Raw genomic sequence first — 26997 nt, forward strand, 5'->3', positions numbered from 1 at the left:
GCATGACGTTTTTTGCAAAACTACCCATTAGTAAAAACTTATCCACCAAACTGGTTATCTTAACCCTGGTTTGGTGGGTTTTGGCATTGTTGGCGATTGGTTTTACGCTGTCGCTGTCGTGGCGCTTAGAAGGCGCCGGCGCCGCCATTAACGACGCCGGCAGCCTGCGTATGCGCGCCTATCGCATGGCGCTGATGACTCAGAAGCATGAGTCTGAACCGCTGTTGCAGCAGGAGATGAAGCATTTTGAACGGGTTTTGAGTGGCATCATCGATGGCGACGCCAGCCGACCTTTGGCCTTACCTAAGCGCCCTGACATCCAGCAGCAGGCCGACCGTGTCCGCCAGCAGTGGCAGCATCAGTATCAGCCTAAAATTAAGGCGCAATGGCAAAGCCAAGAACCGGTGGCCAGCGTTTGGGCCGACGATTTTGTGTTCACCATTGATCAGCTGGTGCGGCTCTTGGAAGACGACAATACCCAAACCATTAATCAGCTGCGGCTGTTTCAAAAATTCTTAATTGGGCTGGTGGTGGCGGGCTCCTTATTCATGATGTATGTCTTGTTCAGTTGGATCGTGAAGCCGCTAGGGCGTCTAAAAGAAGGCATGGCCCACGTGGCTAATGGTGATTTTAACCATAGGGTGGCGCTAGACCGCAACGATGAGTTTGGCTTGATCAGCATCGGTTTTAACCAGATGGCGGCTAACTTAGAAGATGCCTACAGTAATTTGGCCGATAAGGTACACGAAAAAACCGCTGACCTCGAAGAGCGTAACCACGAATTAAAGGTTTTGTACGACACAACGACGTATATTCATCAAGATCATCCTTTGGCGGAAATGTGTGAAGGCTTTTTACAGCGCGTGATCGCCGTGGTCGGCGCGAGCGCCGGCAGCGTGAAATTGATTGACGAGCAGCGCCAAAAAATGGATTGGGTGGCCGCAGTCGATCTACCCGAGCACATGCTGATGGCCGATGTCTGTACCCGATTTGACGCCTGTCACTGCGGTGAATTTGCGCAGCAAAAAAGCGTGGACAGCATGATTCGGATTTTTGACCAAAACGACAGTACTGGAGCTAAATCTGGTCAGGAAAGCCCGTGTCAGCATGAGGCTTTTGGCCAAATGGTGGCGTTTCCCATCAGCTATGGCCATCAAAAAATTGGCCTTTTCAATATTCATTTTTATGCAGGCCATGATTTAAGCGAATCAGAAAACCATTTGCTACACACCTTGGGCAATCAGCTGGGCGTGGCCATTGGCAGCATGCGGCTGGTGGCGCAGCTGCGTAAGATGGCGGTTTTGGAAGAGCGTAACATGATGGCTCAGGGCTTACATGACAGCATTGCGCAGTCTTTGACCTTCCTAAACCTACAGGTACAGATGCTGGATCAAGCCTGGGCCGATAATAAGCCTGACCAAGTGCGAGAAAACCTTGATTTTATTCGGGATGGCGTGCAAGAATGCTATGAGAATGTGCGTGAACTGTTGCTGAACTTCCGCATGCCGATCAAGAATGCTGAGTTTACCGAAGCCGTGGCCGAAGTGATTAAGCGTTTTGAAATGCAGGTGGGCATCAGCGTGGATTGGCAGGCCTCTGGCCAAGGCATGGCGCTGGATCCAAAGCAGCAGATTCAAGTGATTTTTATTTTACAAGAAGGCTTGTCGAACATTCGTAAGCACGCACAGGCTCACAAAGTCACCGTTCGGGTGCATAATGATGCTGACTTTGTGTTGACGCTCAGCGATGATGGGCAAGGGTTTGATGAGGCCGAGTTGGCCGATAAAACCTTGGCTCATGTGGGCATGGCGATTATGCAGGAACGAGCGGAACGGATTCAGGCTCAATTGAGTATTCATTCCGTGGCCGGCAGCGGGACCACGCTCACCTTAACCATTCCGCATCAGGCACGAAAGGCACTATGACCAAGCAAATTAACATTCTATTGATTGACGACCACACCTTATTTCGCAGCGGCATTAAAGCCTTGCTCCAGCGTCAGGCTGACTTCGCCATTGTCGGTGAAGCCGCTGATGGCTTGGAAGGGGTGAAGCTGACTAAGTCGCTACAGCCCGACATTGTCTTACTGGATTTAGACATGCCGGTGATGAACGGCCAAGAAGCGCTGACCCAAATTCTCAGCGCTGACCCCGAACAAGTGGTGTTGATGCTGACCGTGTCGGAAGACGCCGACGACTTAACCGAATGCATGCGATTGGGGGCGAAAGGCTTTTTGCTCAAAAACATCAATGCGGAATTTCTACTCGACAGCATCCGTAAAGCGGTAGATGGCGACACGGTGTTTTCGCCGGAAATGACGGCTAAGCTGGTGCAATGTTTGCTTAAGCCGAATCAGCCCCCGGCCTCGGCCGAAGAGCTGGCTTTACAGTCGTTGACGCCGCGAGAAACCGAAACCCTGTCGTATTTAGCCATTGGTGCCAGCAATAAGGAAATTGCCCGCAAGCTGGACTTGGCTGAATCCACCATTAAGGTACACGTACAAAGCATCTTGCGTAAGCTCACCCTCAGCAGCCGTGTTCAGGCCGCTGTATTCGCCGTCAAACACAATGTGGTGGCCTCACACTAGCGATGCGTTGTTTGCACTCGCCAGCGATGGTGGAGAATAAGCCACAGAAGCAATAACAGCATGATGCCGTAGCTGACGATGGGCCCATAGAGTAAATTATCGGCAATGGGCCAGTAGGCCGCCATCGACAGTCGTATGCCTGCCTCGATCATCAGGCCTAATCCCCAAACCCATGTGGCGGTGTTGAGACTGGCCTGAAACAGCGGGTGCGCCAATGCCTGCTGCTGAGTCGAGCCTGGCGCTTGGCGCCGCATGATGGCGTACATCAGCCAGGGCAGCAGCGGTCGTTTGATCAACACCGACAACAGCAAGGCCACGCCCATTGCGCCTGTTATCCACGATTCGCGCATGAGCAAAACCCGTTCATCGGCGCCAAAGCCCATGGCCAAGAGCGAGAGGGCGATGCCGCCAATAATCAATAGGGAAAGCGCATCCAGACGGCGGTTGCGGATGAGCTCAATCAGGCTCCATAAAATGGGTGGAATGGCCGAGGCCAGCAGCGCCTGAAATGAGCCTAGGCTGGGTTCTAACCCGGTAAACAGCAGCCACGGTGCCAAAAAATTAGCGATTAAATCAATGAGTAGGATGTGTTTTTGATTCATATTTTAAGATAAATAAAAGGCTGCCTGCGGGCAGCCTTTTTGATTGCATACCCTTAGAAAGGCAGGGTTTGGCTGGTGTGCTGTTGCAAGACCTGTTTAAACTCTGCTTGAATGCGTTTTAAGCCATGTTCGGTTTCGGCTTCGAAGCGGAACACGATCACCGGCGTGGTGTTGGACGCACGCATCAGGCCAAAGCCATCTTGGTATTCTACCCGCAGGCCGTCAATGCTGATGATTTCATCGGCGTTGGGGAACTGTGCTGCCGCCTGTAACATAGCAATTAGGGCGTGATTGTCGCCTTCCTTAGCCATTTGAAGGTTTAATTCTGGCGTGGAGATGGCATCAGGCAGCTGGTTGAGGACTTGGTTTGGGTTGTCCGATACGGATAAAATTTCAATCAGGCGGGCACCTGCATACATGCCGTCATCAAAGCCGAACCAACGTTCTTTAAAGAAGATATGGCCACTCATTTCGCCCGCAATTAAAGCCCCCGTTTCTTTCATCTTGGCCTTAATAAAGCTGTGGCCGGTGCGCGCCATAATTGGCTGGCCACCATGATGTTTAATCCAGGGGTTTAATAGGCGGGTGGATTTAACGTCATAGATGACTTGAGCGTTGGGATGGCGCACCAAGACGTCTTGAGCAAACAGCATCAGCTGGCGATCGGGCCAAATGATGTTGCCTTCCTTAGTCACCACGCCTAGGCGGTCGCCGTCGCCGTCAAAGGCCAAACCGATTTCGCAATCGGTGGTTTGTAGGGTATGGATTAAATCCTGTAGGTTTTCTGGCTTGGCTGGATCGGGATGGTGGTTAGGGAAGTTACCGTCCACGTCGCAAAAAAGCTCCGTTACTTCACAGCCCAGTGCACGATAAAGATCGCCAGCAAAGGCGCCGGCCACGCCGTTGCCGGCATCGATGGCGATTTTCATGCCGCGTTTGGGCTTGATGTCGGCCACGATGTGGTCTTGGTAGGCTTGGGCGACATTGGCTTCGCTGTACTGGCCTGCTGGGCGCTGGGCCAAATCGTCGGCCTCAATGCGCTGGCGCAGGGCCTGGATGGCCTCACCAGATAGGGTTTCGCCCGCAATCATCATTTTAAAGCCATTATAATTAGGCGGATTATGGCTGCCGGTCACCATGACGCCAGAGGCTTGGGTCATCGTGTGGGCGGCAAAGTACAGCATGGGGGTAGCCACCATGCCCACGCTCAATACATTCAGACCAGCGTCTTGTAGGCCACGCGCTAGCTCGGCAAGCAGCGATGGGCCAGAGAGGCGGCCATCGCGGCCCACGGCGATATCGGTCACGCCTTTTTCAATGGCGCTGGCGCCCACGGCGCGGCCAATCAAATAGGCGCTGTGTAGGGTTAAGGTGTCGTCCACAATGCCGCGGATGTCGTAGGCTTTAAAAATATCAGGGGCCAATAGGCTCATAAGGCTAAACTTTCTTTATTCAGTAACGGGGTGTAGCTGTTGGGTGTGGCTGATTAGGCTTTGCTGTTTGCGCTTGGCTTCGCCACTGTCAATGGCCACCTTAGCACGTTCAAAACCGTCGTGTAGGTCGGTGGCGATATTGGCACAGTAGAGCGCCGCTGCCGCATTGAGCAGCACGATGTCGCGGCAAGGGCCGGTTTCGCCGGCCAATACACTGTCAATTTTTTGCAGCGATTCGGCCGTCGAGTGGGCCTGAATCGGTTTGTGGGTGTCGATCAGATCAATGCCAAAATCATTGGGATGGATGCTGTATTCGCGGATCCAGCCTTCTTTGAGTTCGGCTACCTTAGTCGGGCCAAGGAGGGTGATTTCGTCAAGGCCGTCACAGCCGTTGACCACCATTACGTGTTTGGCACCTAGCTGCTGCACCACGCGCGACTGAATGCCAACTAGGTCAGGATGAAAGACGCCCATTAATTGGTTGGGGGCTTGAGCAGGGTTTAATAAAGGCCCTAGGATGTTGAAAATAGTGCGCACGCCCAAGGCTTTGCGAACCGGCGCGACGTGGCGCATGGCTTGGTGATGGTTGGGGGCATACATAAAGCCTAGGCCGAGCTGGTCGATGCATTGGCCGACCTGCTCTGGGCTGAGTTTTAGATTAATGCCCATGCTCTCTAAGGCATCGGCGCTGCCACTAGACGATGAAACCGCACGGTTACCGTGTTTGGCCACCTTTGCGCCGGCCGCTGCGGCCACAAACATGGTGCAGGTCGAAATATTAAAGGTGTGGGCGTTGTCGCCGCCGGTGCCGACGATGTCCAATAGATTGGTTTTGTCTTGTACCGGTACGTGGGTGGCGAATTCGCGAATCACGGTGGCGGCTGCGGCCACTTCTGAAACGGTTTCGACCTTAATGCGTAGGCCGATGAGTAGGGCGGCGGTGATCTCTGGCGACACTTCACCATTCAGGATCAGGCGCATGATGTGCACCATCTCATCAAAAAACAATTCGTTGTTGTCAATTAGGCGATTGAGCGCTTCTTGGGTGGTAATCATCAGTCTCTCTTCGTGTTCTGGTCGGGCAGTGCGTGCTTTATTCGGCGCTGCGGCGTTGATGTTCGGTTAAAAAATTTTGCAGCATGTCATGTCCGTGCTCGGTCAATAAGGCCTCTGGGTGAAACTGGACGCCTTCAATGGCATAGTCTTTGTGGCGCACGCCCATGATTTCACCGTCTTCTGTCCATGCGGTGACGCTGAGGCATGCAGGTAAGGTGTCTGGATCAATGGCCAAACTATGATAGCGGGTACAGCTGACGGGATTGGGCAGGTCGTGGAACATGCCGATATTGTGGTGTAGCACCGGCGATACTTTGCCGTGCATCAGCGTTTTGGCGGCGATAATGTCGCCGCCAAAGGCGTGGCCAATGGCTTGATGGCCAAGGCAGATGCCCATAATGGGCATTTTACCTGCTAGCTGCTGAATAGCCGCAACGGAGATACCGGCTTCTTTGGGTGAGCAAGGGCCAGGGCCAATGACGAGGTAGTCAGGATTCAGCGCTTCGATTTGGGCGACGCTGATTTCGTCATGGCGTTTGACCACCACCTCTTGGCCAAGCTGGGCCAAGTACTGGACAATGTTATAGGTAAAACTATCAAAGTTATCGATCATTAACAGCATAGCAAGCCATCCTAGCGCATACACCGTAGGCGAATACGGTGCTGAATAAAAAAGTAGTCGTAAACTTTAGCATTTTTTTGACTGAATGTGGGGCTGAAGCTGGGGATTCTTGCGTTTAATTTACGCCCAGGGGTGCAGTTTTTGGTAAAAAGTCTCTGCAAATAGAGATGTCGACGTTATAATATGGGCCAATATCACGCTCAGTTTAGGCATGAGTTAAGTCTGTTTAAACTAAGAGTACTATATTGTTTTACTTTAACCATTTTCTTTTCTATAGGCTTACCCATTATGCTGGTGTCAAAACCACCCTTATTCGCTCTTTGTTCTGTTCTGACGGCCTTATTCCTCAGCGCTTGTCAGTCGCCCGCCAATGAACCTAGCGCATCCCATGCGCCGTTGGCCACGATGCTGACGCCCGCCGTGCAGTCATTGCAGCAGGCGCATGAGATCCCTGGCATGGCCATTGCCGTCTTTAAGGATGGCCAAAGTGAAGGCTATTATTATGGTTTGGCGTCGAAAGAAACCCAAACCCCAGTGACGGCAGAAACCTTGTTTGAAATCGGCTCCATCAGCAAAACCTTTACCGCCACCTTGGCGGCTTATGCGGTGCGTCAGCAAAAAATGGCTTGGACAGCTCCTGTGAGTGATTATGTGCCAGAATTGGCCGGCGATGCCTTTGGCCAAACCAGTCTATTGGCCTTGGCGACCCACACGACGGGAGGCCTGCCGCAGCAGGTGCCGGACGAGGTTCAAAACGCTGAAGACTTGCTGGCCTACTTTAAAAATTGGCAGCCGCAGTTTGCTGAAGGCAGCAACCGTACCTATTCTAATTTAAGCATTGGCCTCTTAGGGGCGATTACTGCCGATCGTTGGCAACAGCCTTTTGACGCCGTGCTCACCCAACAGCTATTGCAGCCGCTGGGCCTGCAGCAGACGTTTATTAAGGTGCCAGCCCAACGGATGGCCGATTACGCCCAAGGATACAATAAGCGCAATGAGCCTGTGCGGGTGAACCCTGGGGTTTTTGAAGCAGAAGCTTATGGGGTGAAAACCACGGCGCTAGACCTCATGCGCTTTGTGGCGGCCAATATGCATCAGATCACCTTAGCGCCCATGCTGCAGCAAGCGATTGACGACACCCAGATTGGCTACTATCAGGCCGGGACCATGACGCAGGGCTTGATTTGGGAGTCTTATCCCTACCCAACGATATTGAATGATGTCTTGGCCGGTAATGCCGATCATATGGGCCGTGAGGCGGTTGCCGTGACGGCGGTCAAACCTGAGGCATCGCCACAGGCGGTGTTGCTGAACAAAACCGGCGGTACCGGGGGGTTCTCAGCCTATGCGGCTTTTGTGCCGAGCCAAAAAGTGGGCGTGGTGATCTTGGCCAATAAGAGCTTTCCTATTGCGCCGCGCGTGGTGTTGGCGCAGCAAATATTGGCGCACTTAACCGCTCAATAGCAAGATTGATGTGCCTCACTGCACCATAAAATTCAAAACCCGCATGGCTGACGCCATGCGGGTTTTTTGGTGTGATCGGCCTAGAAATTAAGCTGGAGGCCGCCGCGGATGGTGCGCCCAGGAGAGGGCATCAGGCCTAGGGACAGCGCATCCATGTAGTAGCGATCGGTGGCGTTGTCGATGGCTAGGTTCCAGCTGAGGTTTTTGTTCACCTTATAGTTAGCGTAAAAGTCGAGCAAAGTGTATGGGTGCCAATCAGGAATCGGCAGTATCCAAGAGCCGCTTTCATCCGGGTTGCCAATTTGAACGGGGCGATTGCCGATGCGGGTGACGCGCATGCCCATGTCTAATTTTTCATCAAATAAGCGTGTGCCTAAGGTTACTAAAGCGCTTTTCTTGGGCGGGATGTGGCCTTGTAGGTAGGAGTAAGGAGCGCCCCCTGGGTAGCACAGACGGTTTTGGCGGTTTTCCAACCCATTACGGCAGACGTTGGTGTGGGTGTAGTAAGTACCGGCTACTTCCGCATAGTAACGGCCGGTATCGTAGCGGGCGCTGAGCTCCCAGCCTTTTAGGTGTACAAAGTCGAGGTTGTCCATGGTGCCGGTTTGTTCGACAGGCGTCACCACTCGGGTGAGGTAATCCTTGGTTTTATTGTTAAAGTAGGCGAGCTTGGCACGGAAACCATCGCCAGACAGGAAGAGATTGTCTTGGCTGAAGTTGATCCCGTATTCCCAGTTCTTAGCGCGTTCAACCTTTAAGTGGCGATCAAAAACAGGCGTGAATGAAGTCGCCTGCGTTTCTTCAAAAAGGCTGGGCGCACGGGCTGCTTCCGAGTAGCGGGTGTAAAACTGAAGCTGATCGGTGGGCTTAAATAAAATGCTGGCAATGGGCGAGAAGGCGTGGTGCTTCTGTACCCCACGATAGTCAGTAATTTGAGCCCATAAGGCGCAAGACTTGCCGTTGCGAGAAGGCTTCACGCAATTGGTCAGATCGGTATAGGTATAGGGCGCATTGTCTTTATTTTGGGCATTGATGTAGCGTAGGGAGGCGTCCAGTTCCCAAGTTTGGTTTGGCTCGTAGTGGGCGCTCAGGAACGCCGACCATTCTTTACGCCAGCCATCGCGCGACCCTGCATTTTTGATGCCGGTGTTGATCATGCGTTGCTCAACGTCGCCTGGAGGAGCCAAGGTTTCCTTAGAGAGGGAGGCACCATAGTTGAGGGTTAAATCGCCCCAGCGTTCGCTTTCTAGCAGCGATGTATTGCTGATGTTGACGCCTTTTCGATCGGAGATTTCGATCTGGCCTTGGCGCATGTCCCAAACGGTGGCGCCGGTGCCATAGCTGTAGAAAGTAAAGAAGTAGGGGTAGTAGGTGCTGGCGTCGGTTTTGGTGTGCCAAATATCGGTTTTTAAATCGATTAAGTCATTGTCGACTGGGTCCCAGCGGTGGCGGGCGGTATAGGTGTCGACCTTGACGTCGCTGAGGGCTGCTTGTAGGGCTCCTTCGCCTCGACGGGTTAAAGAAGGCATCAGCTCGCCAAAATAGCTTTTGTAATACATATAGCCTAGCTGGATGGTGTGATCATCCGGCAGTTGAAACTCGGTTTTGAGTAGGACTGAAGTATTGTCTTGGGACGTATTCAAAACGGCTTCTTTGCTGCGAAAGCGGTTCAGCGACGAGGTGTCAAAATCGGCCTTGGTTAACTCAATCCATTCGCCATTAAACATATTGATGATTTCAGAGCTGGTTTGGGTGACTTTCGGGATGGCGCCTTTTTTACCTGCGTGATAATTGCCTTGCTTTTTACGGGCATAGGCCAAGATCACGTTGGCGTGTTCCCAGCTTTTGGCCACGGCAATGCTGCCCGAACCATCGGTAGGATTGGCTACTGAAGGGCGTGAGGGCTGATCGTCATTATGGCTTGCCGTGCAAGGAATCGGGCCATTGGGGTGATTGATGGTGGCGCCTTCAGAGCATTTTGAAATATAGGCCGACTGTAGGCCGCCGGTTGAAAAGGCCGTGGGCACGCTGCTGGTGTTGGTGATTAAATTGCCTTTAACGCGCAGGCCCCAGGTTTGGCCCTTGGGGATGATGTCTTTGGCGGCGAGGGTGCGCATGCGCGCAACGCCCCCAATGGCGCCAACGCCGTCGGCAGCGGCGCTGGGGCCTTTGTCTACCTCTACGCTGGCAATCAGGTCAGGGTCTAGATAGTTACGTGAGGCCACGCCGGCATAGCCGCGATAAACCGTCATGGACTGCATGCTGCCATCGATGATGACCGGGACGCGGTTCATGCCCTGCATGCCGCGAATGTTTAAATCAATGGCGCCACTGTTGCGATTGTCGCCGGTGAGTACGCCAGGGATGTGTTTGATGAAGTCGCCAACGGAAGAACCACGAAAGTGCTCAATGTCCTGTTCGTTGAGGTGATATTGGTTGCCGACCTTGGTGTAGGTTTTGTCTTTGGCATTGATTTTTTTGCCAATGACGATGACGTCTTCGATTTTTTCTTCAGTTGCCGCCTGGCTAGGGGCGGTTGCTGCAAAACTGATGCCGGAATACAACAGGCAGCAAAGTGCGATCTGGCTGCGTTTGAACGCAGCAGAGGGGTAAGAGTTCATAAATATTTCCAGCTTGAATGTGAATGATATTGATTCTTATTAGCGGGCGATGGTACCCTGTAGCTGTTGCGATGGCAACATTAATTATTATTTATTATTTGGATTTTACTGAAAGTTTAAAATGTTACAGTTCATGGTTTGGGTGGGGATTCCCGCTTTGGTCGTGATCAGCGCATTGTTGGTAGGCGTCTTCATGGTGATGGCCATGAGTGATTGCTGGTTTGAGTAGTGACAACATTCATAAACATAATACGCTTCACGAATTTCACACATTGCATGACACAAAAAGCCCCGCCATTTGGCGGGGCTTTTACGTGCGATGGTCTGGATATAGGCCAGTACTCAGCCTTTTTGGACTAAAGACAAGGCTAGGCGTCTAGCCAGCGGCAGGACCACCAAGACGGTGGGGAAGGCAATGGCCCAAGAGAGCGTCCAAGAGGACAGCCATAAGGTGGCCATGCCATCGACGAGGCCGACGCTGCGCACAATGCTGATGAGGGAAACGACGGCGCTCATGATGCCGGATAAAAAGAACGGCACCAGCACCACCATAGCCTTAGAGGGCAGCTTGGGCAGGCCTAAAAATTTAAAATACTGTTGTGTTGATTTGGTTTGAGAGGCTGTAGATTGAGTCATATGATTCACTTCCGTTAAACCCTGTACGCTGTTTTAGCAACCATGCGATGGTACAGACGTCAGGGTCTGTTGATCACACGTTGATTAACGTAAACGTTTACGGTCGTGGCATTGGCCATTAGAGTGGGCGCAATGAGGGCGACAAGTGACTCTATCTTAAAAGGATTTGGTTTTCAATGCAAGTGGGGGATGGTTTCGCTTTTCTATGATGGCAGGCTCGGTTAGCTAAGCGCGGTTTATTCACCGGCATTAGCGCCGCGCATGGGTTTTTAATAAGGCTAGCTCCCAGCGGCGCACGGCCATGACCATGGTGTAGCCGTGGCGTTTACCAGGAGACAATTTGCTGTCTTGCTGGTGTTGGTCGGCAAAGTCGCTGGCCAGCTTTTGCACGCGCTTGATGAAGGCAGGGAGGGCTTTGGGGGAGATGCTGCCATAGGTGAGGGTGAGGTCTTCATCCGCCGGAGCGAAGCCGCCAGAGAAATAGTCTACCAGCGCGTGGTCGCGGAAGAACTGCATGACGGGGCCGTTTGGCTGCCAGCGCATGCCTTTACCCATTTTTAAACGATAGCGATTCAGGGGGCGTAGCTCGATCACGCCGATGCGGTCAAGCTGGACGAAATAGCCAATGGCCTCAGCTTCGCTAAACGTGTATTGGGCCGTGATTTGAGCCAGGCTCCAGCGGCTTAACACGCAAATGGCGATCAGCAATAGTTTTTCATCGGCAATCAAGGCCCGTTCTTGCGCCAAGGTGAGTTCGGACACGTCGGGCTGGGCGCTGGCCACTTGTTCGGCGATGTCGGCAAAGTCAAGGTCTAGCACCTGGCAGATTTCGTCTACCCTAGATAGGCTCATGTCGCCCAAGCTAAACATGCGTTTGACGCTGGATTCTGCCATACCAAGCGCCGCAGCGAGGTCGGCATAAGTCATGTGCGCCTGTTTGAGTTCACGTTTTAAGACCGTGATTAAGGTGGCCGTTGTGCTCATGGGTATCGTTATATTGATCTAAAGGTATTATTTTGCCGTATTTTTGAAATAAAACAATACTTTTTTAGCGCTGCGGGCCAAGATGGCTTTTTTGATCATGAGGATTGAGATGATGAAGCCCGCTTGTGTATCCACTGTGAAGGCGACCGTTGAGGTCAGTAGATCATTGACGCGACTGGAAAAAATATTGTTTAGCCTAGGCGTGCTGTGGCTGCTGCTGGCGCTTAGTGGGCCGCATCTGCCTCAGTACGCCGACTATCATGGTTTTGCTGACCAAAGCCAGCTTTGGGGTCTTAGTCATTGGGGTGATGTGTGGTCGAATCTGGCTATTGTGGCCGTCGGTGCGGCAGGCGCTTGGAGTGGGCGTCTGAGTCGCTTGCTGAGCCGTTGGCCGGCGCTGTACGAGCGTCAGCAGCTGTTTTTCTATGGTTTGATCTTGGCTGGGCTGGGGTCTTTTGTGTATCACTTGGCGCCGAATGACCAGACTTTATGGCTAGATCGCTTAGGAATGTGCGTGGCGTTTGCTGGCGTGTTGGGGCTGGCGGTGACGCATCGCGTTAGCGACCGCGCAGGCCAGATCATGGTGTATGCGGCGCTGATTGCGGGGCCGTTTAGCCTATGGTTGTGGCAATACAGCGGCAGCCTATGGGCATGGAGCTTATATCAAGGTGGCGGCATGTTCCTCATCATCGGCTTGGCGCTGTGGCCGGCGGTGTCGTCTAAGTATCGCGTGTCGTTGGGCTGGGTGATGGCCTGTTATGCCGTGGCCAAGCTGTGTGAATTAGGCGATCACCAAATTTATGCGTGGACCCATGAATGGATATCAGGGCATACGTTTAAGCATCTGTTTTCAGCGCTGGCGGGGCTGTCGTTACTGTTTGCGGCGTGGCGAGATAGGGCGTAAGCGATGGTTTTTAGAGTCGCTCCTCAATACGTCATAATGGCAATCATGTTTACCGTTGGGTGTAGTGATTTGTAAGGTGGGCAAAGCGCAGCGTGCCCACCATTTTCAACGTGCTTACATGTTAAAACCAAAACCCGCGTGGGTCGTGACCCACCCTACGCTGAACGGTAACCGCTGCCGGCATTAAGGCATAGATCGAGAGCAGGCATTGCAAACCATATTTTTTAAGGCAAATGGCCTGATGGCGCAGCGACAGACAAAAAAAGCCACTCATGTCTGAGTGGCTTGGTTAAACCTGAAAGGCTTATTTTTCGTGCTTGGCAATGATTTGCAGCAGTTGCGCCAATACTTTTGGGTTGGCAGCGACGATGTCGCCGCTTTCCATCCAGCCGTCGTCGCCGGCAAAATCGGTGACGATGCCGCCAGCTTCTTGTACCAATAAGCTACCGGCAGCAATGTCCCAAGGTTTTAGATTGTATTCGAAGAAGCCATCAACGCGGCCAGCGGCAACGTTGCATAGGTCTAAAGAGGCAGCGCCTTCACGGCGGCCACCGGCGGTTTTGGCCAAAACGTCTTTTAAAATGGCTAGGTAGGTGTTCATCATGCTTTGGTCTACTACGGGGAAGCCGGTAGAGATCAAGCATTCGTTTAGCTCAATGCGGCTAGACACACGAATACGGCGGTCGTTTAGTAAGGCGCCTTGGCCGCGCGAAGCGGTGAATAACTCATTGTGCTCAGGGGCAAACACTACAGCGTCGGTGACGATGCCTTTGTGCGCAAGGGCAATGGAAATTGCGTATTGAGGATGACCGTGTAAATAGTTGGTGGTACCATCCAAAGGATCGATAATCCATTCATAGTCAGATTTTGCTGGGCCATGAGTGCCAGATTCTTCCGTGCGAATGCGGTGATGAGGGTAGGCTTCTTTCAGAATGGAAACCAAAATGTTTTCAGACTCTTTGTCTACTTGAGACACAAAATCGTTAAACGCTTTGCTTTCAAATTTAACCGAGGTTAAGTTGTTGGATGCGCGCAACATCATGTGCGCAGAGCGACGGGCGGCTTTGATGGCCGTATTAATCATGGGGTTCATGTGAAAATCCAAGTTCCAAAGCAAAATAAAATTAAAGGTTCGCGCTATCCCACCCGCTTGACGTAAAGCAAGGCTGCGCGTCACCATTAAAGACGTATTGACTGAATGTTTAAAGATCGAATCCGTAAATTATACGCATATTTAACCCAAACTGAAACCATGAATAAACCACAGCTCCCATTATTTTTACAAAACATCCACATCGTCCTTAGTCGCACCAGCCATCCTGCCAATATTGGTTCAGCCGCCCGCGCCATGAAAACCATGGGCTTGGGTAAATTGATTTTGGTGGCGCCGAATCTGATGGAAACGCCGATGACGCCTGAGCCTAAGGCGTATGACCCAGAGGCACCAGAAGCGTTTAGCCTGCCGGAAGAAAGCTTTATTTTGGCCTCGGGCGCGCGCGACGTGCTGGAGCAGGCGCTGATCGTGCCCACCTTGGCCGATGCCCTGGCGCCGATGACGATTAGCTGTGCCCTCACCAGCCGTAAGCGGGAGTTAACCGCTGAACTGAAAACCCCGCGTGAGCAAATGCCGGAGGTGTTGGCCTTGGCTCAGCAAGGGCAGCAGGTGGCCTTGGTGTTCGGTAATGAAACCTTTGGCCTCTCTATTGATGAGGTGCAAAGCTGCAATCGTTTAATCACCATCAATGGCAACCCTGATTACTTCTCTTTAAATCTGTCCCAAGCGGTTCAAGTGGTGTGCTATGAATTATTTAGCCAGGTAGATTTAAGTATGGACTATTTACAACAGTCTAATGAATTGGCCACGCATGAACAGGTGCAGGGCATGGTCGAGCACATGGGTACCACCATGGATGAATTAGGCTTTTTCGAACGCCGTAACGGCGAACGCCTGATGCGGCGCATGAAGCGTTTGTTCGACCGCGCTGCGGTTGAACGTGAAGAAATCGACATTTTGCGCGGCTTTTTTAAACTCATCAGTAAAAAGACTCAACCATGAATTTTGCCCAAGACGCGCTGTGGTGGCGGCTGACCGATCAGGCCGTGCGTGATTTAGCTTCGTTGTTAACCGCGCCGCCGTTGTGGCACAGCGGTGCAGAGCTGTCGCACCGAGCGCTGATTGGCGAACAAGGGTTTCGATTTTTATTGGCGTTGAATGATGCGCCTAAGGCCTTGCACGATTTTTTGGCGCAAGAAGCGCCGTATGGCCATCGCCTCGGTTTTTACGCCGAAAGCCTGCTGGCCTTTTGGTTTAGTCATGCCCCACATTTTGCGCTATTGGGCCGTAATTTGGCCCTGTACGACAACCCTGTCAGCCGTACTCAGACGTTGGGTTCGGTAGATTTTCTGGTGACGCTCAACGATGAGCCGCTGCACATTGAATTGACGTGTAAATACTATGGTAATCCAGAGGCCACCTTAGACGGCTTTGTGGGCCTCAATCAGCAAGACAAAATGGCCAATAAGATGCACAAGTTAACCCAGCAGCTGGCCTGGTCTGGCCACGAGGCATTTGCGCCGATTCACGCCGCGATTTGGCCCCATGCTGGCCCAGTGCGAAGCGCCTCGATTGTGCGGGGCGTGGGCTTCACCCCAGAGGGGGTATTGTTAAACGCACCAGCGCCGATTAATCCTTATGGCTGGGCGGGCCATTATGTGAGCGATTGGGCGGCCTTGCCTGAAGCGCTACAGGGCGGGCGTTGGGTGCTGCTGCGCAATATGTTGCGCTTGAGCCCTGCGCGGGTCGCTTTGGCCGACAGCCAGCCGTTCTCGGCCTTGATGACAGAAGTGGAAGAGGGGGTGGTGGCGTTTTTGCAGGAACGAATTGATGGCTATTGGCATGAAAGTGCACGCGTCATGAAGACGGCATTGGCTTGATTTTTGGCAAAAGCAGGCCTAATCTCGGCCGCGCAATGGGCTGAAAACCATTGTGATTTTGTTCGTTGGCATGTTACACTTGAAAATTATTTTTTTGTCTCTATCTAGTCTGTCATCAGCTGGGTATGGGTTTAATAAACGCAGTTATTTTTAATGCTTGTCAGTATTGAGCGATTCAAGACGAGCGTTTTGTCACGTAAAGATAAGGGTTTAACATGGAAGTTAAGGTAGAAAACTTAGAAGGTTTAGAACGCAAATTAACATTGGCTTTGGCTTGGGACGAAGTAAACGAACAAGTAACTGCCCGTTTAAAACAAATGCAAAAAAAGGCCAAAGTACAAGGTTTTCGCCCAGGTAAAGCGCCTTTGAAAATGGTTGAGTCTATGTACGGCCAAGGCGCTCGTGAAGAAGTGTTGAACGAAAAATTGCAACGTGATTTCTACGACGTTGTGGTGGGTGAGAAAATCCGCGTTGCCGGCTACCCACGCTTTGACGCCCAAGAAACTCAAGATGACGAAAAAGTATTCAAAGTAGACGCCGTATTTGAAGTATACCCAGAAATCACCGTGGGTGATTTGTCTGCTAAAGAAGTTGAAAAAGTTGTGGCCAAAGTAGGCGATGCTGAAATCGATCAAACCATCGAAATCCTACGCAAACAACGCACTCGTTACAACCACGTTGAGCGTGCAGCCCAAGACGGCGACCGCATCATCATCGATTTCGTGGGTAAAATTGACGGCGAAGCCTTTGACGGCGGCAGCTCTGAGAACTTCCCATTCGTATTAGGCCAAGGCCAAATGTTGCCAGAATTCGAAGCAGGCCTAGTAGGCATGAAAGCAGGCGAATCTAAAGACGTTGAAGTGAGCTTCCCTGAAGACTACCACGGCAAAGACGTGGCCGGTAAAACCGCCGTGTTCACTTTGACCATGCAAAATGTATCTGAAGCCGCTTTGCCAGAAGTAGACGCTGACTTCGCTAAAGCCCTAGGTATCGAAGACGGTGACGTGGCTAAAATGCGTGCTGAAGTTGAGAAAAACGTGGCGCGTGAAGTGAAACGCCGCACCGAAGACAAAACCAAAGAAAACGTGATGCAAGCATTGCTAGACGTGACTGAAATCACGGTGCCTAAAGCATTGGTGGCTGAAGAAACCTCTCGCCTTATGGGTGAAATGCGTCAAAACTTCATCAACCAAGGCATGGACGCCAGCAGCTTGCCTGACTTCCCAGTAGAAATGTTTGCCGCTCAAGCTGAGCGTCGCGTGTCTTTGGGCTTGATCTTGGCACAATTGGTTGAAGACAATAAATTAGAGCCAAAACCAGAACAGGTTGAAGCCGTCATCGCCGAATTTGCTGAAAGCTACGAAGATCCAAGCGAAGTGATCGAATGGTATAAAGCAGACGCACAGCGCATGCAAGGTCCTAGCTCTTTGGCCGTTGAAGCCAACGTGGTGGCCTTTGTATTGGGTCAAGCCAAAGCCGTTGAAAAAGAAATGAGCTTTGACGACATCATGGCCGCACAGCAAGGCGCCATGTAAGTTTAGCACGAATTAATTGTACGCAAGCCGCCCTTAGGGGCGGCTTTTTTGTGGGCGCTGCAGGCGCTGGCGCCGCAGATGAAAATAAGTTAGTCTATGTTTAAGGCTGATTAAATGGCTGTTTTGTTTCAAGGTTTTCCAGTGTGTTGACATCGTAATGACCTCAGGAGAAAGAGTATGGCAAAATTGACCGCATTATCTAACTTCATTAATGGCCGCTTAACGCCATCCCACAGTACAGAAACCTTTGAGCTGGTGAGTCCCGTCACCGGTAAGGTCAACGGGCTGTCGCCCGAATCCAATCAAAAAGATCTTGATCAGGCATTTAAGGCTGCGCAAAAAGCCTTTCTTATTTGGGGGCAAACCACGCCGGCTGAGCGCCAAAAGGCGCTATTGGCCATTGCCGACAGCATTGAAGCCAACGCCAAGGCCTTGGTGGAGGCGCAGTGTCGCAATACCGGCCAGCTCAAGCACTTGGTGGCCTCAGAAGAAATCGCCGTGTCGGCCGACCAAATCCGCTTTTTTGCCGGTGCCGCTCGAGTATTGGAGGGGCGGGCCAGCGCTGAGTACATGACGGGCCTGACATCGACCATTCGGCGTGAGCCGCTAGGCGTGGTGGCGCAGGTCACGCCGTGGAACTATCCCTTTATGATGGCGGTGTGGAAGATCATCCCCGCCATTGCTGCTGGCAATACGGTGGTCTTAAAGCCCAGTGACACAACGCCCGAAAGCACGCTGTTGTTGGCGCAAATCATCGCCGAACATGTGCCTAAAGGCACGGTCAACATTGTGTTGGGTTCGGCCTTAACCGGTGCAGCGTTGGTGAGCCATCCTGTGCCGGCCTTGGTGTCGATTACCGGTTCGGTGCGTGCCGGGATGGCGGTGGCCGCCGCGGCGGCGCAAAACGTCACTAAGACCCATTTAGAGTTGGGCGGCAAGGCACCCGTGGTGGTGTTTGACGATGTGGACATTGCCAAGGCGGCAGAAGCCATTGCCACCGCCGGTTTTTTTAATGCGGGTCAAGACTGTACGGCAGCGACCAGGGTGTTGGTGGCCGAGAGCATCCACGATCGCTTTGTGAAGGCTTTGGTGAAGCAGGCCAAAAGCATCCACTGCGGTTTGCCAACCGATAAGACGGCGCTGTATGGCGCACTTAACAATAGCCGTCAGTTAGCGGCCGTTGAAGCGGTGATGGCGGCGCTGAAGCCGCACGCTAAAATTGAGGTGGGTGGTAAGCGGGTGGGCAAAAGCGGGTTTTATTTTGCCCCGACGGTGATTTCCGGCTTGCAGCAGCAAGACGACGCCGTGCAAAAGGAAATTTTTGGGCCAGTGATCACGGTGCAGTCGTTTCAGGATGAGGCCGATGCCTTAGCCAAGGCTAATGGCGTGGCCTACGGTTTGGCCGCCAGCGTTTGGACCCGCGATCATGGCCGCGCCATGCGCTTGTCTAAAGCCTTAGACTTCGGGACGGTTTGGCTCAATACCCACATTCCCTTAGTGGCCGAAATGCCGCATGGGGGCTTTAAGCATTCCGGCTACGGTAAGGATTTATCAATGTATGGGCTGGAAGAATACACCCGCATCAAGCATGTGATGAGTGCTTTGGACTAAAGCCTAGGCCTTTAATCATTGGCCAGATGGCCAGAGGAGTCGGCAATGAAACCACATGATATTTTGGCCTTGGTGTATCAGGCCGAGCAGGCGCTGTTTACTCAGCATGATGTACGCAGCCTCACCACTTATTTTTCGCCACATTTCGTGGAACACTCACCTTTGGTTGGGCCTGATCCGCTTGAGGGCTTACGGCAGCTGGTAGTGGATGCCGGTCCTGAACTGCGTCACCAAGTCGTCAGGGCCTTTGTTGATGGCGAATACGTGGTGCTGCACGGGCGCTATCTGGGTTTGGCGCCAGAGCCTATGGTGGGGTTCGACATTTATCGAGTGCAAGATGGCCGCATTACCGAGCATTGGGACAGTTTGGTGGCAGAGGCGGCGCCTAACGGCAGTGGCCGCACCCAGCTCGACGGCGACACCCAGGTGGATCCAGAGGCACCGACTGAGGCCAATCGTGAGCTGGTGACGGTATTTTTTAAAGAGGTATTGATGAATCAGCGCTATGATCGCATTCCTCACTACGCTAATGGCCCCCAGTTTGAGCAGCACAGTCCTGATATTGCCGATGGCGCTAAGGCCATGCAGGCATTCTTGACTGAGTTAGCCAGCGTCGGTAAGCCGTTGATGTATGAAACCTTGCATAGAACCTTGGCGGCGGGGCAGTTTGTGCTGACCCATTCTGAAGGCTATCACGATGGCCAACGCATGACGTATTGTGAGCTGTGGCAGGTTAAAAACCGTAAGATTGCAGCCCTATGGGACGCCATCTCGCCGCTGTGAAGCCGCGAGCGTGTGGGCTGACGGGCCGCCATCATTTTGATGGCGGTTTTTTCATGGCTGCGCTAAGCTAGGCCTTGCCCGCTGATCTGGCGTGGGGGAATGGTTGGGTTGGCCTATAGCCTTATCATTTTTTTTATTTTTAAGGTAAAATAAGCGTCTTTTATCTGCGTGCGCTTCGCTTTGGCGTTTGCATTTTAGACAAATGGCCTTATATAGCTAACAACGTATTGAAATGAAATGAACGCAAGGTTGTGGACGCCATTCGTTCGCAATCAATGAACAGTCACAACAGGAGACGGTATGCATACCCCTAACATTGAATCACTTGGCTTGGTGCCAATGGTGGTAGAACAAAGCGGTCGTGGTGAGCGCGCTTATGATATTTACTCTCGCTTATTGAAAGAACGCATTGTGTTTTTGGTTGGGCCTGTAACCGATGAGACCGCCAACTTGGTGGTGGCGCAGCTGCTGTTCTTGGAAAGTGAAAATCCAGACAAAGACATTTCTTTGTACATTAACTCACCTGGTGGCTCTGTGAGCGCAGGGATGTCTATTTTTGATACCATGAATTTCATCAAGCCAGACGTGTCGACCTTATGCCTAGGCCAAGCGGCCAGCATGGGCGCCTTCTTGTTGTCGGCCGGTAAAAAGGGCAAACGCTTTGCCTTACCGAATAGCCGCGTGATGATTCACCAACCGTTGATCGGTGGCGGCTTGTCAGGCCAAGCGTCTGACATTGAAATTCACGCCAATGAATTGATCAAATTAAAACGTAAATTAAACCAATTAATGGCCGATCATGCCGGTCGCCCCGTGGAAGACTTAGAGCGCGACACTGATCGCGATAACTTCATGTCGGCACAAGAAGCCTGTGACTATGGCTTAGTAGACAAAGTATTGGCCAGCAAAATGGATGTGATTGCCTAACTATGACAAAAAAACTTCAATACTGCTCGTTTTGCGGTAAATCTGAAAACGAAGTTCAAAATTTAATTCAGGGTAAAGACAGCTGCATTTGTAACGAATGTATTTCTGCATGTAGCGTTTTGTTTAATCAAGACGCCGAAGGCGCCCCTAAAGCAGCGGCTAAGGCCGGCGTGGGCGTGGCCGCTGTGGAAGAAGCTGAAGTAGACTTCGCCAGCCTGCCGACGCCAGAGCAAATCGTGGGCAGCTTGGATGAGCACGTCATCGGCCAAACCGATGCTAAGAAAGCCTTAGCGGTCGCTGTGTACAATCACTATAAACGCTTGCATCATCCTGACGCCAAAAAAAGCGGCGTGGAGCTGTCGAAAAGTAACATCTTGCTGATCGGCCCCACTGGCTCGGGTAAAACCCTGCTGGCCCAAACCTTGGCGCGTAAGCTAGACGTACCGTTTGTGATGGCCGATGCCACCACGTTGACTGAAGCGGGCTACGTGGGCGAAGACGTGGAACAAATCATCACCAAGCTGTTGGCCACCTGCGATTTTAATGTTGATAAGGCGCAGCGCGGCATTGTCTACATTGACGAGATTGACAAAATTTCGCGCAAGAGTGACAACCCTTCGATTACCCGAGACGTGTCGGGTGAGGGCGTGCAGCAGGCTTTATTGAAGCTGATCGAAGGCACGGTGGCTTCGGTGCCGCCTCAAGGTGGGCGTAAGCACCCGAACCAAGAATTTATTCAGGTCGACACCACCAATATCTTATTCATCTGTGGGGGTGCGTTTGCTGGCCTAGACAAGGTGATTCGTCGTCGTTCAGAGAAGGGCGGTATTGGCTTTGGTGCCGAAATCGTCAGCAAAGACGAACGGGCAGACATCAGCGCCTTGTTTAAAACCGTTGAGCCTGAAGATTTGATTCAATTTGGTTTGATTCCAGAGTTAATCGGTCGTTTGCCGGTCTTGACGACTTTGGCCGAGCTGGATGAAGAAGCGCTGGTGAACATCTTGACCCAGCCTAAGAATGCGCTGGTGAAGCAGTATCAAGCGTTGTTCGCTATGGATGGGGTTGAGCTAGAGATCTTGCCTTCGGCCTTGAAAGCCGTGGCCAAGCTGGCCATGGCGCGTAAAACCGGTGCCCGTGGTCTGCGTTCGATTTTAGAGCGCTCGCTGATGAACACCATGTATGCCTTGCCAACGTTGAAAAACGTGAAAAAAGTAGTGATTAATGAGCAAGTCATCAATGAAGGTGTTGAACCTGAAATCGTTTATGAGTAGTCTATAGCCATAGGTTGCTGCATACGCAAGGTAAGGTTAAAGGCCGTCTATGATTAGACGGCCTTTTTTATGGATTTACACTGGGGTGCTTGAAATATTTTGTTTTGAGCCCATGTAAAGCATCAAACATACTAATTAAGGTACTTAAATGGCGAAAAAACAACCTGACAATATCAACATTATGACGCTGCCTATGCTGCCGCTGCGTGATGTGGTGGTGTACCCACACATGGTGATTCCTTTGTTTGTGGGTCGTGAAAAGTCGATTGCGGCGCTAGAAGAAGCCATGGCACAGTCGTTGCCGGTATTCTTGTTGGCCCAGCGTCAAGCCAGTTCGGAAGATCCGAGTGCCGAAGAATTGTACGAGTTGGGCACCTTGGCGACGGTTCTACAAATGCTGAAGCTGCCTGACGGCACCGTCAAGGTGTTGGTCGAAGGCTTGCAGCGCGCCGAAGTCAAAGGCATTGACAAAAATGACGACTATTTTGTCGCCCACGTTGAACCTGTTGACCTCGATGAGGAAGACAGTCAAGAAATTGAGGCCTTGCGCCGCGCTTTGCTGACTCAGTTCGATCAGTTTGTGAAGCTGAATAAAAAAATCCCGGCAGAAGTGCTGTCGACCATCACCAGCATTGTGCCCAACGGTCAGCTGGCCGACACCATTGCTGCCCACCTACAGCTGAAGCTAGAACAGCGCCAAGAAGTGTTGGAAGTGGTGGACGTGGCCAAGCGCCTAGAACACCTATTGCAGCAGCTGGAAGAAGAAATAGACATCCTCCAAGTGGAAAAACGCATCCGCGGTCGCGTGAAGCGCCAAATGGAAAAATCGCAGCGCGAATACTATTTGAACGAGCAGGTGAAGGCGATTCAAAAAGAATTGGGCGACGATGAAGGACAGGGCGAATTAGACGCCTTGGAAGAGAAAATCAATAGCCGTGGCTTGAGTAAAGAAGCCAAAGAAAAAACCATGGCTGAGTTGAAAAAACTCAAAATGATGCCGGCTATGTCCGCTGAAGCCACCGTGGTGCGCAACTACATCGACACCGTCGTGGATTTGCCATGGAAAAAGAAAAGCAAGGTCAATAAAGACATTGCCGAGGCTCAGCTGGTGTTAGACGCCGACCATTATGGTTTGGATAAAATCAAAGAACGCATTTTAGAATATTTGGCGGTGCAAAAGCGCGTCGACAAGCTTAAAGGCCCGATCTTGTGCCTGGTAGGGCCGCCAGGGGTGGGTAAAACCTCTTTGGGTGAGTCGATTGCCCGCGCCACGGGGCGTAAGTTTGTGCGCATGGCCTTAGGCGGCGTGCGGGATGAAAGCGAAATTCGCGGCCACCGCCGTACCTATATTGGCTCTATGCCGGGCAAAATTTTGCAAAACATGACTAAGGTGGGCGTGAAAAACCCCTTATTCTTGTTGGACGAGATCGACAAAATGGGCCAAGATTTCCGTGGTGATCCTGCCAGTGCCTTGCTTGAGGTACTGGATCCAGAACAAAACCACGCCTTTGTCGACCACTACGCCGAGGTTGATTACGACTTGTCGGACGTGATGTTCATCGCCACGTCTAACTCAATGGACATTCCGCCGGCGCTGCTGGACCGAATGGAAGTGATTCGTCTGTCGGGCTATACCGAAGACGAAAAGGTGAATATCGCCATGCGCTATTTGGTACCGAAGCAGTTGGGCGCCAATGGCGTGAAGGCAGACGAAGCCGTCATCACCGAAGAAGCGGTGCGCGACATCGTGCGCTACTACACGCGTGAAGCGGGCGTGCGTTCATTGGATCGTGAAGTGGCCAAAATTTGCCGTAAGATTGTGACCCAGCAGCTGTTGGCCGAAGAGTTGGCCAGCGCCAAAGCTAAGGATGCCAAGGCGAAAGCTGGTAAAACCAAGGCCAGCGCCGCTAAGGTAAAAGCGGTGAAGGTGACGGCTAAAAACCTGCATGACTTCTTGGGCGTGCGTCGCTTTGATTTTGGCGTGGCTGAAGATGAAAACCGCGTCGGTCAGGTGACCGGCTTGGCCTGGACAGAAGTGGGTGGTGAACTCTTGACCATTGAGGCCGCGGCCTTAAAAGGCAAGGGACAGATTGTGCGCACCGGTAAGCTAGGCGACGTGATGCAAGAGTCCATTACCGCTGCTTTAAGCGTGGTGCGTTCACGCGCCGAACGTTTGGGCATCGCGCCAGACTTTTATGAAAAGCACGACATCCACGTGCACGTGCCAGAAGGCGCGACGCCTAAGGATGGCCCGAGCGCAGGCTCAGGCATGACGGTGGCGCTGGTGTCGGCCCTAACCGGCATTCCGGTACGCGCCGATGTCGCCATGACCGGTGAAATCACTTTACGTGGCGAAGTATTGCCTATTGGCGGCCTCAAAGAGAAGCTGTTGGCGGCCATCCGTGGCGGCATTAAACACGTGTTGATTCCGAAGGACAATATGAAGGATTTGGAAGACATTCCAAAAAACGTTCAGACTGAATTAACCATTCATCCGGTCAAATGGATTGATGAAGTGTTGCTGTTAAGCCTCGAGCGTCAGCCAGAACCTTGGGTGACAACGGAGATTGTCGACAATAATGGCGGCGAATCAGTGTTAAAAAGTGTTGTATCTGAGACACCAAAACATTGAAAATAAGCCATATTTTGGCCTAAAACCGTGGTTTTTACGGTTAAGACGGGTAAAGCAGCGTTGTGGCGCTTGACACTGGAATTTCAGACTTGTTATAAAAGCTTTGGCACGGCGAGAAACGGTTTTGGAGAACACGATTCTCGCTTCCCCATTGTTTAATAATAGAAAAGGATTTTCTGTGAACAAGTCTGAATTAATTGATGCAATTGCACAAGAAGCTGGGCTTTCAAAAGTTGCTGCGGGGAAAGCCTTAGATGGAACGATTAAAGCCGTGACTGAAGCTTTGAAAAAAGACAACACGGTGACTTTGGTTGGTTTTGGTACGTTCTACGTAGGCAATCGTGCTAAACGCAGCGGTCGTAATCCTAAAACCGGTGCCGCGATTACGATTCCTGCGGCTCGCTTGCCAAAATTCCGTGCAGGTAAAGCATTGAAAGACGCGCTGTAGGTCTAAAATTAAGTTTTCGAAGGAAAAGGTGGACTGAATGTTCACCTTTTTTTTGTATTTGACGGTAAAATGACCGTTCTTGTGATCAACCAATATTGAATAGATATCGCTATGTTTGATGCTGTAAGAAAATTTAACACACCAGCCAAAATCCTATTGGGTTTTGTGGCGCTGACGTTTGTGGGGTTTGGTGCCACATCTTTAACCGGGGGCGAGCCTTATATTGCCAAAGTGGGCGACCAAGCCGTGACCGAAGGGGACATTCGCCAGGCTTTAGAACGCCTAGGTGAGGTCGGTACGCCTGAAGTGAAGGAAGGCATATACGCGAGCTTATTGCGCCGCGCCTACCTAATTGCAGGCGCCGAGAAAATGGGCGTGACGGTGTCGATCGAACAAATCAAGCAGGCCATCGTACAGGAAGAAACCTTCCGCGATGAAAATGGCTTTAACGAAGAGCTGTATCAGAATTATTTGCAGCAGCAACGCATGACCGAAACCCAGTTGATCGAACAGCTGCGTAAAGAGTTTGCCTTGAATTCTGTATTGAGCATGGTGCAGGCCGGCCAGATTGTCAGCGATGCCCAAGCCAGCCAAGTGGCCAATATTTGGAATGCTCGCTACACCTTACGTACCGCCGTGATTGATCCGCGTGCGTTTGCCGCCGAGGTGGCCGTAGACGACGCTAAGCTAAACGCCTACTACACCGAACACAAAGCGCAGTATGTCTTGCCTTTAGCGGTGAAAATGAGCAGCGTGGCCTTGACGCCTGAGTCGGTACAAAGCAAGGTCAGCGTCAGCGATGAAGAGCTGAAAAAATACTACGATGAACATGTGAACCAAATGTTCCAACCGGAGCGTCGCGTGTCGCACATTCTGTTGGCGTTTGCCGATGAAACGCCAGAAGCTAAAGCCGCAGCCAAGAAAAAGGCTGAAGCGGTGTTGAAAGAAGCCAAGGCCAATCCAAGCCAGTTTGCGGCTTTGGCTCAAAAGCATTCTGATGATCCTGGTTCGGCTGCCAACGGCGGCGACCTAGATTACTTCGGTAAAAACGGCATGATGGTGAAGCCGTTTGAGGATGCCGCATTTAGCTTGGCCAAAGGCCAAGTCAGCGATTTGGTGGAAACTCAGTTTGGCTACCACATCTTGTTGGTGACCGACATCAAGCAGGCGCCTAGCTTTGACGGTTTAAAAGCCGAATTGACCCAAAAACTACGTCAGGAAAAAGCGCAAAAGCTGGTGCACGCAGAGCGTGAACAGCTGTCTGAGCTGGCCTTTAATAACAACAAGGATTTAAAACCCGTGGCTGAAAAGCTGGGCCTGACGGTACGTACGGAAGACGCTTGGTTAACAGAAGCTGAAGCCAAGGCTCAGGGCATGCCTGAAGCGTTGATTACGGCCTTGTTCTCTGATGACGTGGTCAAGCAGAAGTTTAACTCTGAGCCGATTGATTTGCCTGATGGCTCTGTAGTGGTGGTGCGTGCGCAAGACGTACGGCCTAAGACGGAGCAAACCTTGGCTCAGGTGAAAGACCAAGTGCGTGCGGCTTATGTGGCGCAAGAGGCTGAAAAACTAGCTGCAGCGCGTGCGGTTGACGTGGCCAAGCGTTTACAAAAGGGTGAAACGGTGGCCTTGAACTGGATGCCGGCTCAAACCATCGCGGGTAGCGACATTCAGAAGCAGTTCCCTGAAGCCGCGGCTCAGCAGGTGTTGAGACTGGGCAGTAGCTTGAAGCAGCCTGCTTATTTGAATATGGATTTCCAAGGCCAAAACTTGATCATCAAAGTAGAAGGCATTACCGTGCCTGAATTAAGCGATGAAGATAAGGCTAAGGATAAAGGCATGTTGGCTGAGCTACGCGCCAATGATGTTTTGAGCAGCTATTTGGCTTACTTAGAGCGGACGGTGAAAGCCAAAGGCGGTACGCAGAAGTTGAGCGACGCTGAGTAA

At 51.8% G+C, this 26997-nt stretch carries 22 protein-coding genes; 14 read left to right on the top strand and 8 right to left on the bottom strand.

All coding sequences use genetic code 11. The features are described from left to right. The first annotated feature begins 2 nt into the window (after positions 1-2). Both AB8Q18_02360 and AB8Q18_02365 read left to right on the top strand, forming a co-directional pair. A complete protein-coding gene (locus AB8Q18_02360) occupies positions 3-1925 on the top strand; it encodes a type IV pili methyl-accepting chemotaxis transducer N-terminal domain-containing protein (protein XDZ51905.1) in 1923 nt (640 codons plus the stop codon). Further along, entirely contained in the window at positions 1922-2587 is a 666-nt protein-coding gene (locus AB8Q18_02365; protein XDZ51906.1) for a response regulator, read from the top strand. Before AB8Q18_02360 ends, AB8Q18_02365 begins: the two co-directional genes overlap by 4 nt. Here AB8Q18_02365 and AB8Q18_02370 read toward each other — a convergent pair. The 4 genes from AB8Q18_02370 to AB8Q18_02385 are packed head-to-tail and all read right to left on the bottom strand — an operon-like array spanning position 2584 to position 6300. Then, complete coding sequence (locus AB8Q18_02370; GenBank protein ID XDZ51907.1) at positions 2584-3189, bottom strand: VC0807 family protein; 606 nt, start codon at positions 3187-3189, stop codon at positions 2584-2586. The genes AB8Q18_02365 and AB8Q18_02370 overlap by 4 nt on opposite strands. Before the next feature lie 53 nt (positions 3190-3242). After that, positions 3243-4622, bottom strand: coding sequence for a phosphomannomutase/phosphoglucomutase (locus tag AB8Q18_02375; GenBank protein XDZ51908.1), 1380 nt, complete (start codon positions 4620-4622; stop codon positions 3243-3245). A 15-nt stretch (positions 4623-4637) separates the two neighbouring features. Next, complete coding sequence (gene trpD / locus AB8Q18_02380) at positions 4638-5678, bottom strand: anthranilate phosphoribosyltransferase (protein ID XDZ51909.1); 1041 nt, start codon at positions 5676-5678, stop codon at positions 4638-4640. Positions 5679-5715: 37 nt separating this feature from the next. After that, a complete protein-coding gene (locus AB8Q18_02385) occupies positions 5716-6300 on the bottom strand; it encodes an aminodeoxychorismate/anthranilate synthase component II (GenBank protein XDZ51910.1) in 585 nt (194 codons plus the stop codon). A 288-nt stretch (positions 6301-6588) separates the two neighbouring features. On the opposite strand from AB8Q18_02385, the gene ampC reads away from it, so the two are divergent. Next, on the top strand, positions 6589-7764 hold the full coding sequence (gene ampC, locus AB8Q18_02390) for a class C beta-lactamase (protein ID XDZ51911.1): 1176 nt from the start codon (positions 6589-6591) through the stop codon (positions 7762-7764). An 80-nt stretch (positions 7765-7844) separates the two neighbouring features. Here ampC and AB8Q18_02395 read toward each other — a convergent pair whose 3' ends face one another. From AB8Q18_02395 to AB8Q18_02405, 3 genes are all read right to left on the bottom strand, one after another. Next, positions 7845-10385 (bottom strand): TonB-dependent receptor, encoded by a 2541-nt coding sequence (locus AB8Q18_02395; protein ID XDZ51912.1) that lies wholly within the window; start codon positions 10383-10385, stop codon positions 7845-7847. Positions 10386-10727: 342 nt separating this feature from the next. Continuing rightward, on the bottom strand, positions 10728-11021 hold the full coding sequence (locus tag AB8Q18_02400; GenBank protein ID XDZ51913.1) for a DUF2798 domain-containing protein: 294 nt from the start codon (positions 11019-11021) through the stop codon (positions 10728-10730). A gap of 249 nt (positions 11022-11270) precedes the next feature. After that, positions 11271-12005 (bottom strand): helix-turn-helix domain-containing protein, encoded by a 735-nt coding sequence (locus AB8Q18_02405; protein ID XDZ51914.1) that lies wholly within the window; start codon positions 12003-12005, stop codon positions 11271-11273. Between the two features lie 109 nt (positions 12006-12114). Here AB8Q18_02405 and AB8Q18_02410 point away from each other — a divergent pair, with 109 nt between their 5' ends. Then, the gene (locus tag AB8Q18_02410; protein ID XDZ51915.1) at positions 12115-12909 is read left to right on the top strand and encodes a hypothetical protein; all 795 of its coding nucleotides are present in this window, start codon (positions 12115-12117) and stop codon (positions 12907-12909) included. Between the two features lie 304 nt (positions 12910-13213). Here the strand turns inward: AB8Q18_02410 and AB8Q18_02415 are convergent, their stop codons facing one another. Further along, positions 13214-14002: an inositol monophosphatase family protein gene (locus tag AB8Q18_02415; protein ID XDZ51916.1), complete on the bottom strand. Its 789-nt coding sequence runs from the start codon at positions 14000-14002 to the stop codon at positions 13214-13216. 159 nt (positions 14003-14161) lie between these two features. On the opposite strand from AB8Q18_02415, the gene AB8Q18_02420 reads away from it, so the two are divergent. The 10 genes from AB8Q18_02420 (at position 14162) to AB8Q18_02465 (ending at position 26997) form a co-directional block, all read left to right on the top strand. Next, entirely contained in the window at positions 14162-14965 is an 804-nt protein-coding gene (locus AB8Q18_02420; protein XDZ51917.1) for an RNA methyltransferase, read from the top strand. After that, positions 14962-15843 (top strand): DUF1853 family protein, encoded by an 882-nt coding sequence (locus tag AB8Q18_02425; GenBank protein XDZ51918.1) that lies wholly within the window; start codon positions 14962-14964, stop codon positions 15841-15843. Before AB8Q18_02420 ends, AB8Q18_02425 begins: the two co-directional genes overlap by 4 nt. Positions 15844-16058: 215 nt before the next feature. Beyond that, positions 16059-17378 (top strand): trigger factor, encoded by a 1320-nt coding sequence (gene tig, locus AB8Q18_02430; GenBank protein ID XDZ51919.1) that lies wholly within the window; start codon positions 16059-16061, stop codon positions 17376-17378. A 177-nt stretch (positions 17379-17555) separates the two neighbouring features. After that, positions 17556-18989, top strand: a complete 1434-nt coding sequence (locus AB8Q18_02435) for a gamma-aminobutyraldehyde dehydrogenase (protein XDZ51920.1) — start codon at positions 17556-17558, stop codon at positions 18987-18989. Between the two features lie 45 nt (positions 18990-19034). Then, entirely contained in the window at positions 19035-19772 is a 738-nt protein-coding gene (locus AB8Q18_02440; protein XDZ51921.1) for a nuclear transport factor 2 family protein, read from the top strand. Between the two features lie 300 nt (positions 19773-20072). Beyond that, a complete protein-coding gene (gene clpP, locus AB8Q18_02445; protein XDZ51922.1) occupies positions 20073-20699 on the top strand; it encodes an ATP-dependent Clp endopeptidase proteolytic subunit ClpP in 627 nt (208 codons plus the stop codon). A gap of 2 nt (positions 20700-20701) precedes the next feature. Continuing rightward, complete coding sequence (gene clpX, locus AB8Q18_02450; protein ID XDZ51923.1) at positions 20702-21970, top strand: ATP-dependent Clp protease ATP-binding subunit ClpX; 1269 nt, start codon at positions 20702-20704, stop codon at positions 21968-21970. 148 nt (positions 21971-22118) lie between these two features. Next, complete coding sequence (lon, locus tag AB8Q18_02455) at positions 22119-24602, top strand: endopeptidase La (GenBank protein XDZ51924.1); 2484 nt, start codon at positions 22119-22121, stop codon at positions 24600-24602. Positions 24603-24780: 178 nt separating this feature from the next. After that, positions 24781-25050, top strand: coding sequence for an HU family DNA-binding protein (locus AB8Q18_02460; protein XDZ51925.1), 270 nt, complete (start codon positions 24781-24783; stop codon positions 25048-25050). A 111-nt stretch (positions 25051-25161) separates the two neighbouring features. Then, positions 25162-26997 (top strand): peptidylprolyl isomerase, encoded by a 1836-nt coding sequence (locus AB8Q18_02465; protein ID XDZ51926.1) that lies wholly within the window; start codon positions 25162-25164, stop codon positions 26995-26997.

It is taken from the genome of Neisseriaceae bacterium CLB008 (genome assembly GCA_041228285.1).
Taxonomy (GTDB): domain Bacteria; phylum Pseudomonadota; class Gammaproteobacteria; order Burkholderiales; family Neisseriaceae; genus JAGNPU01.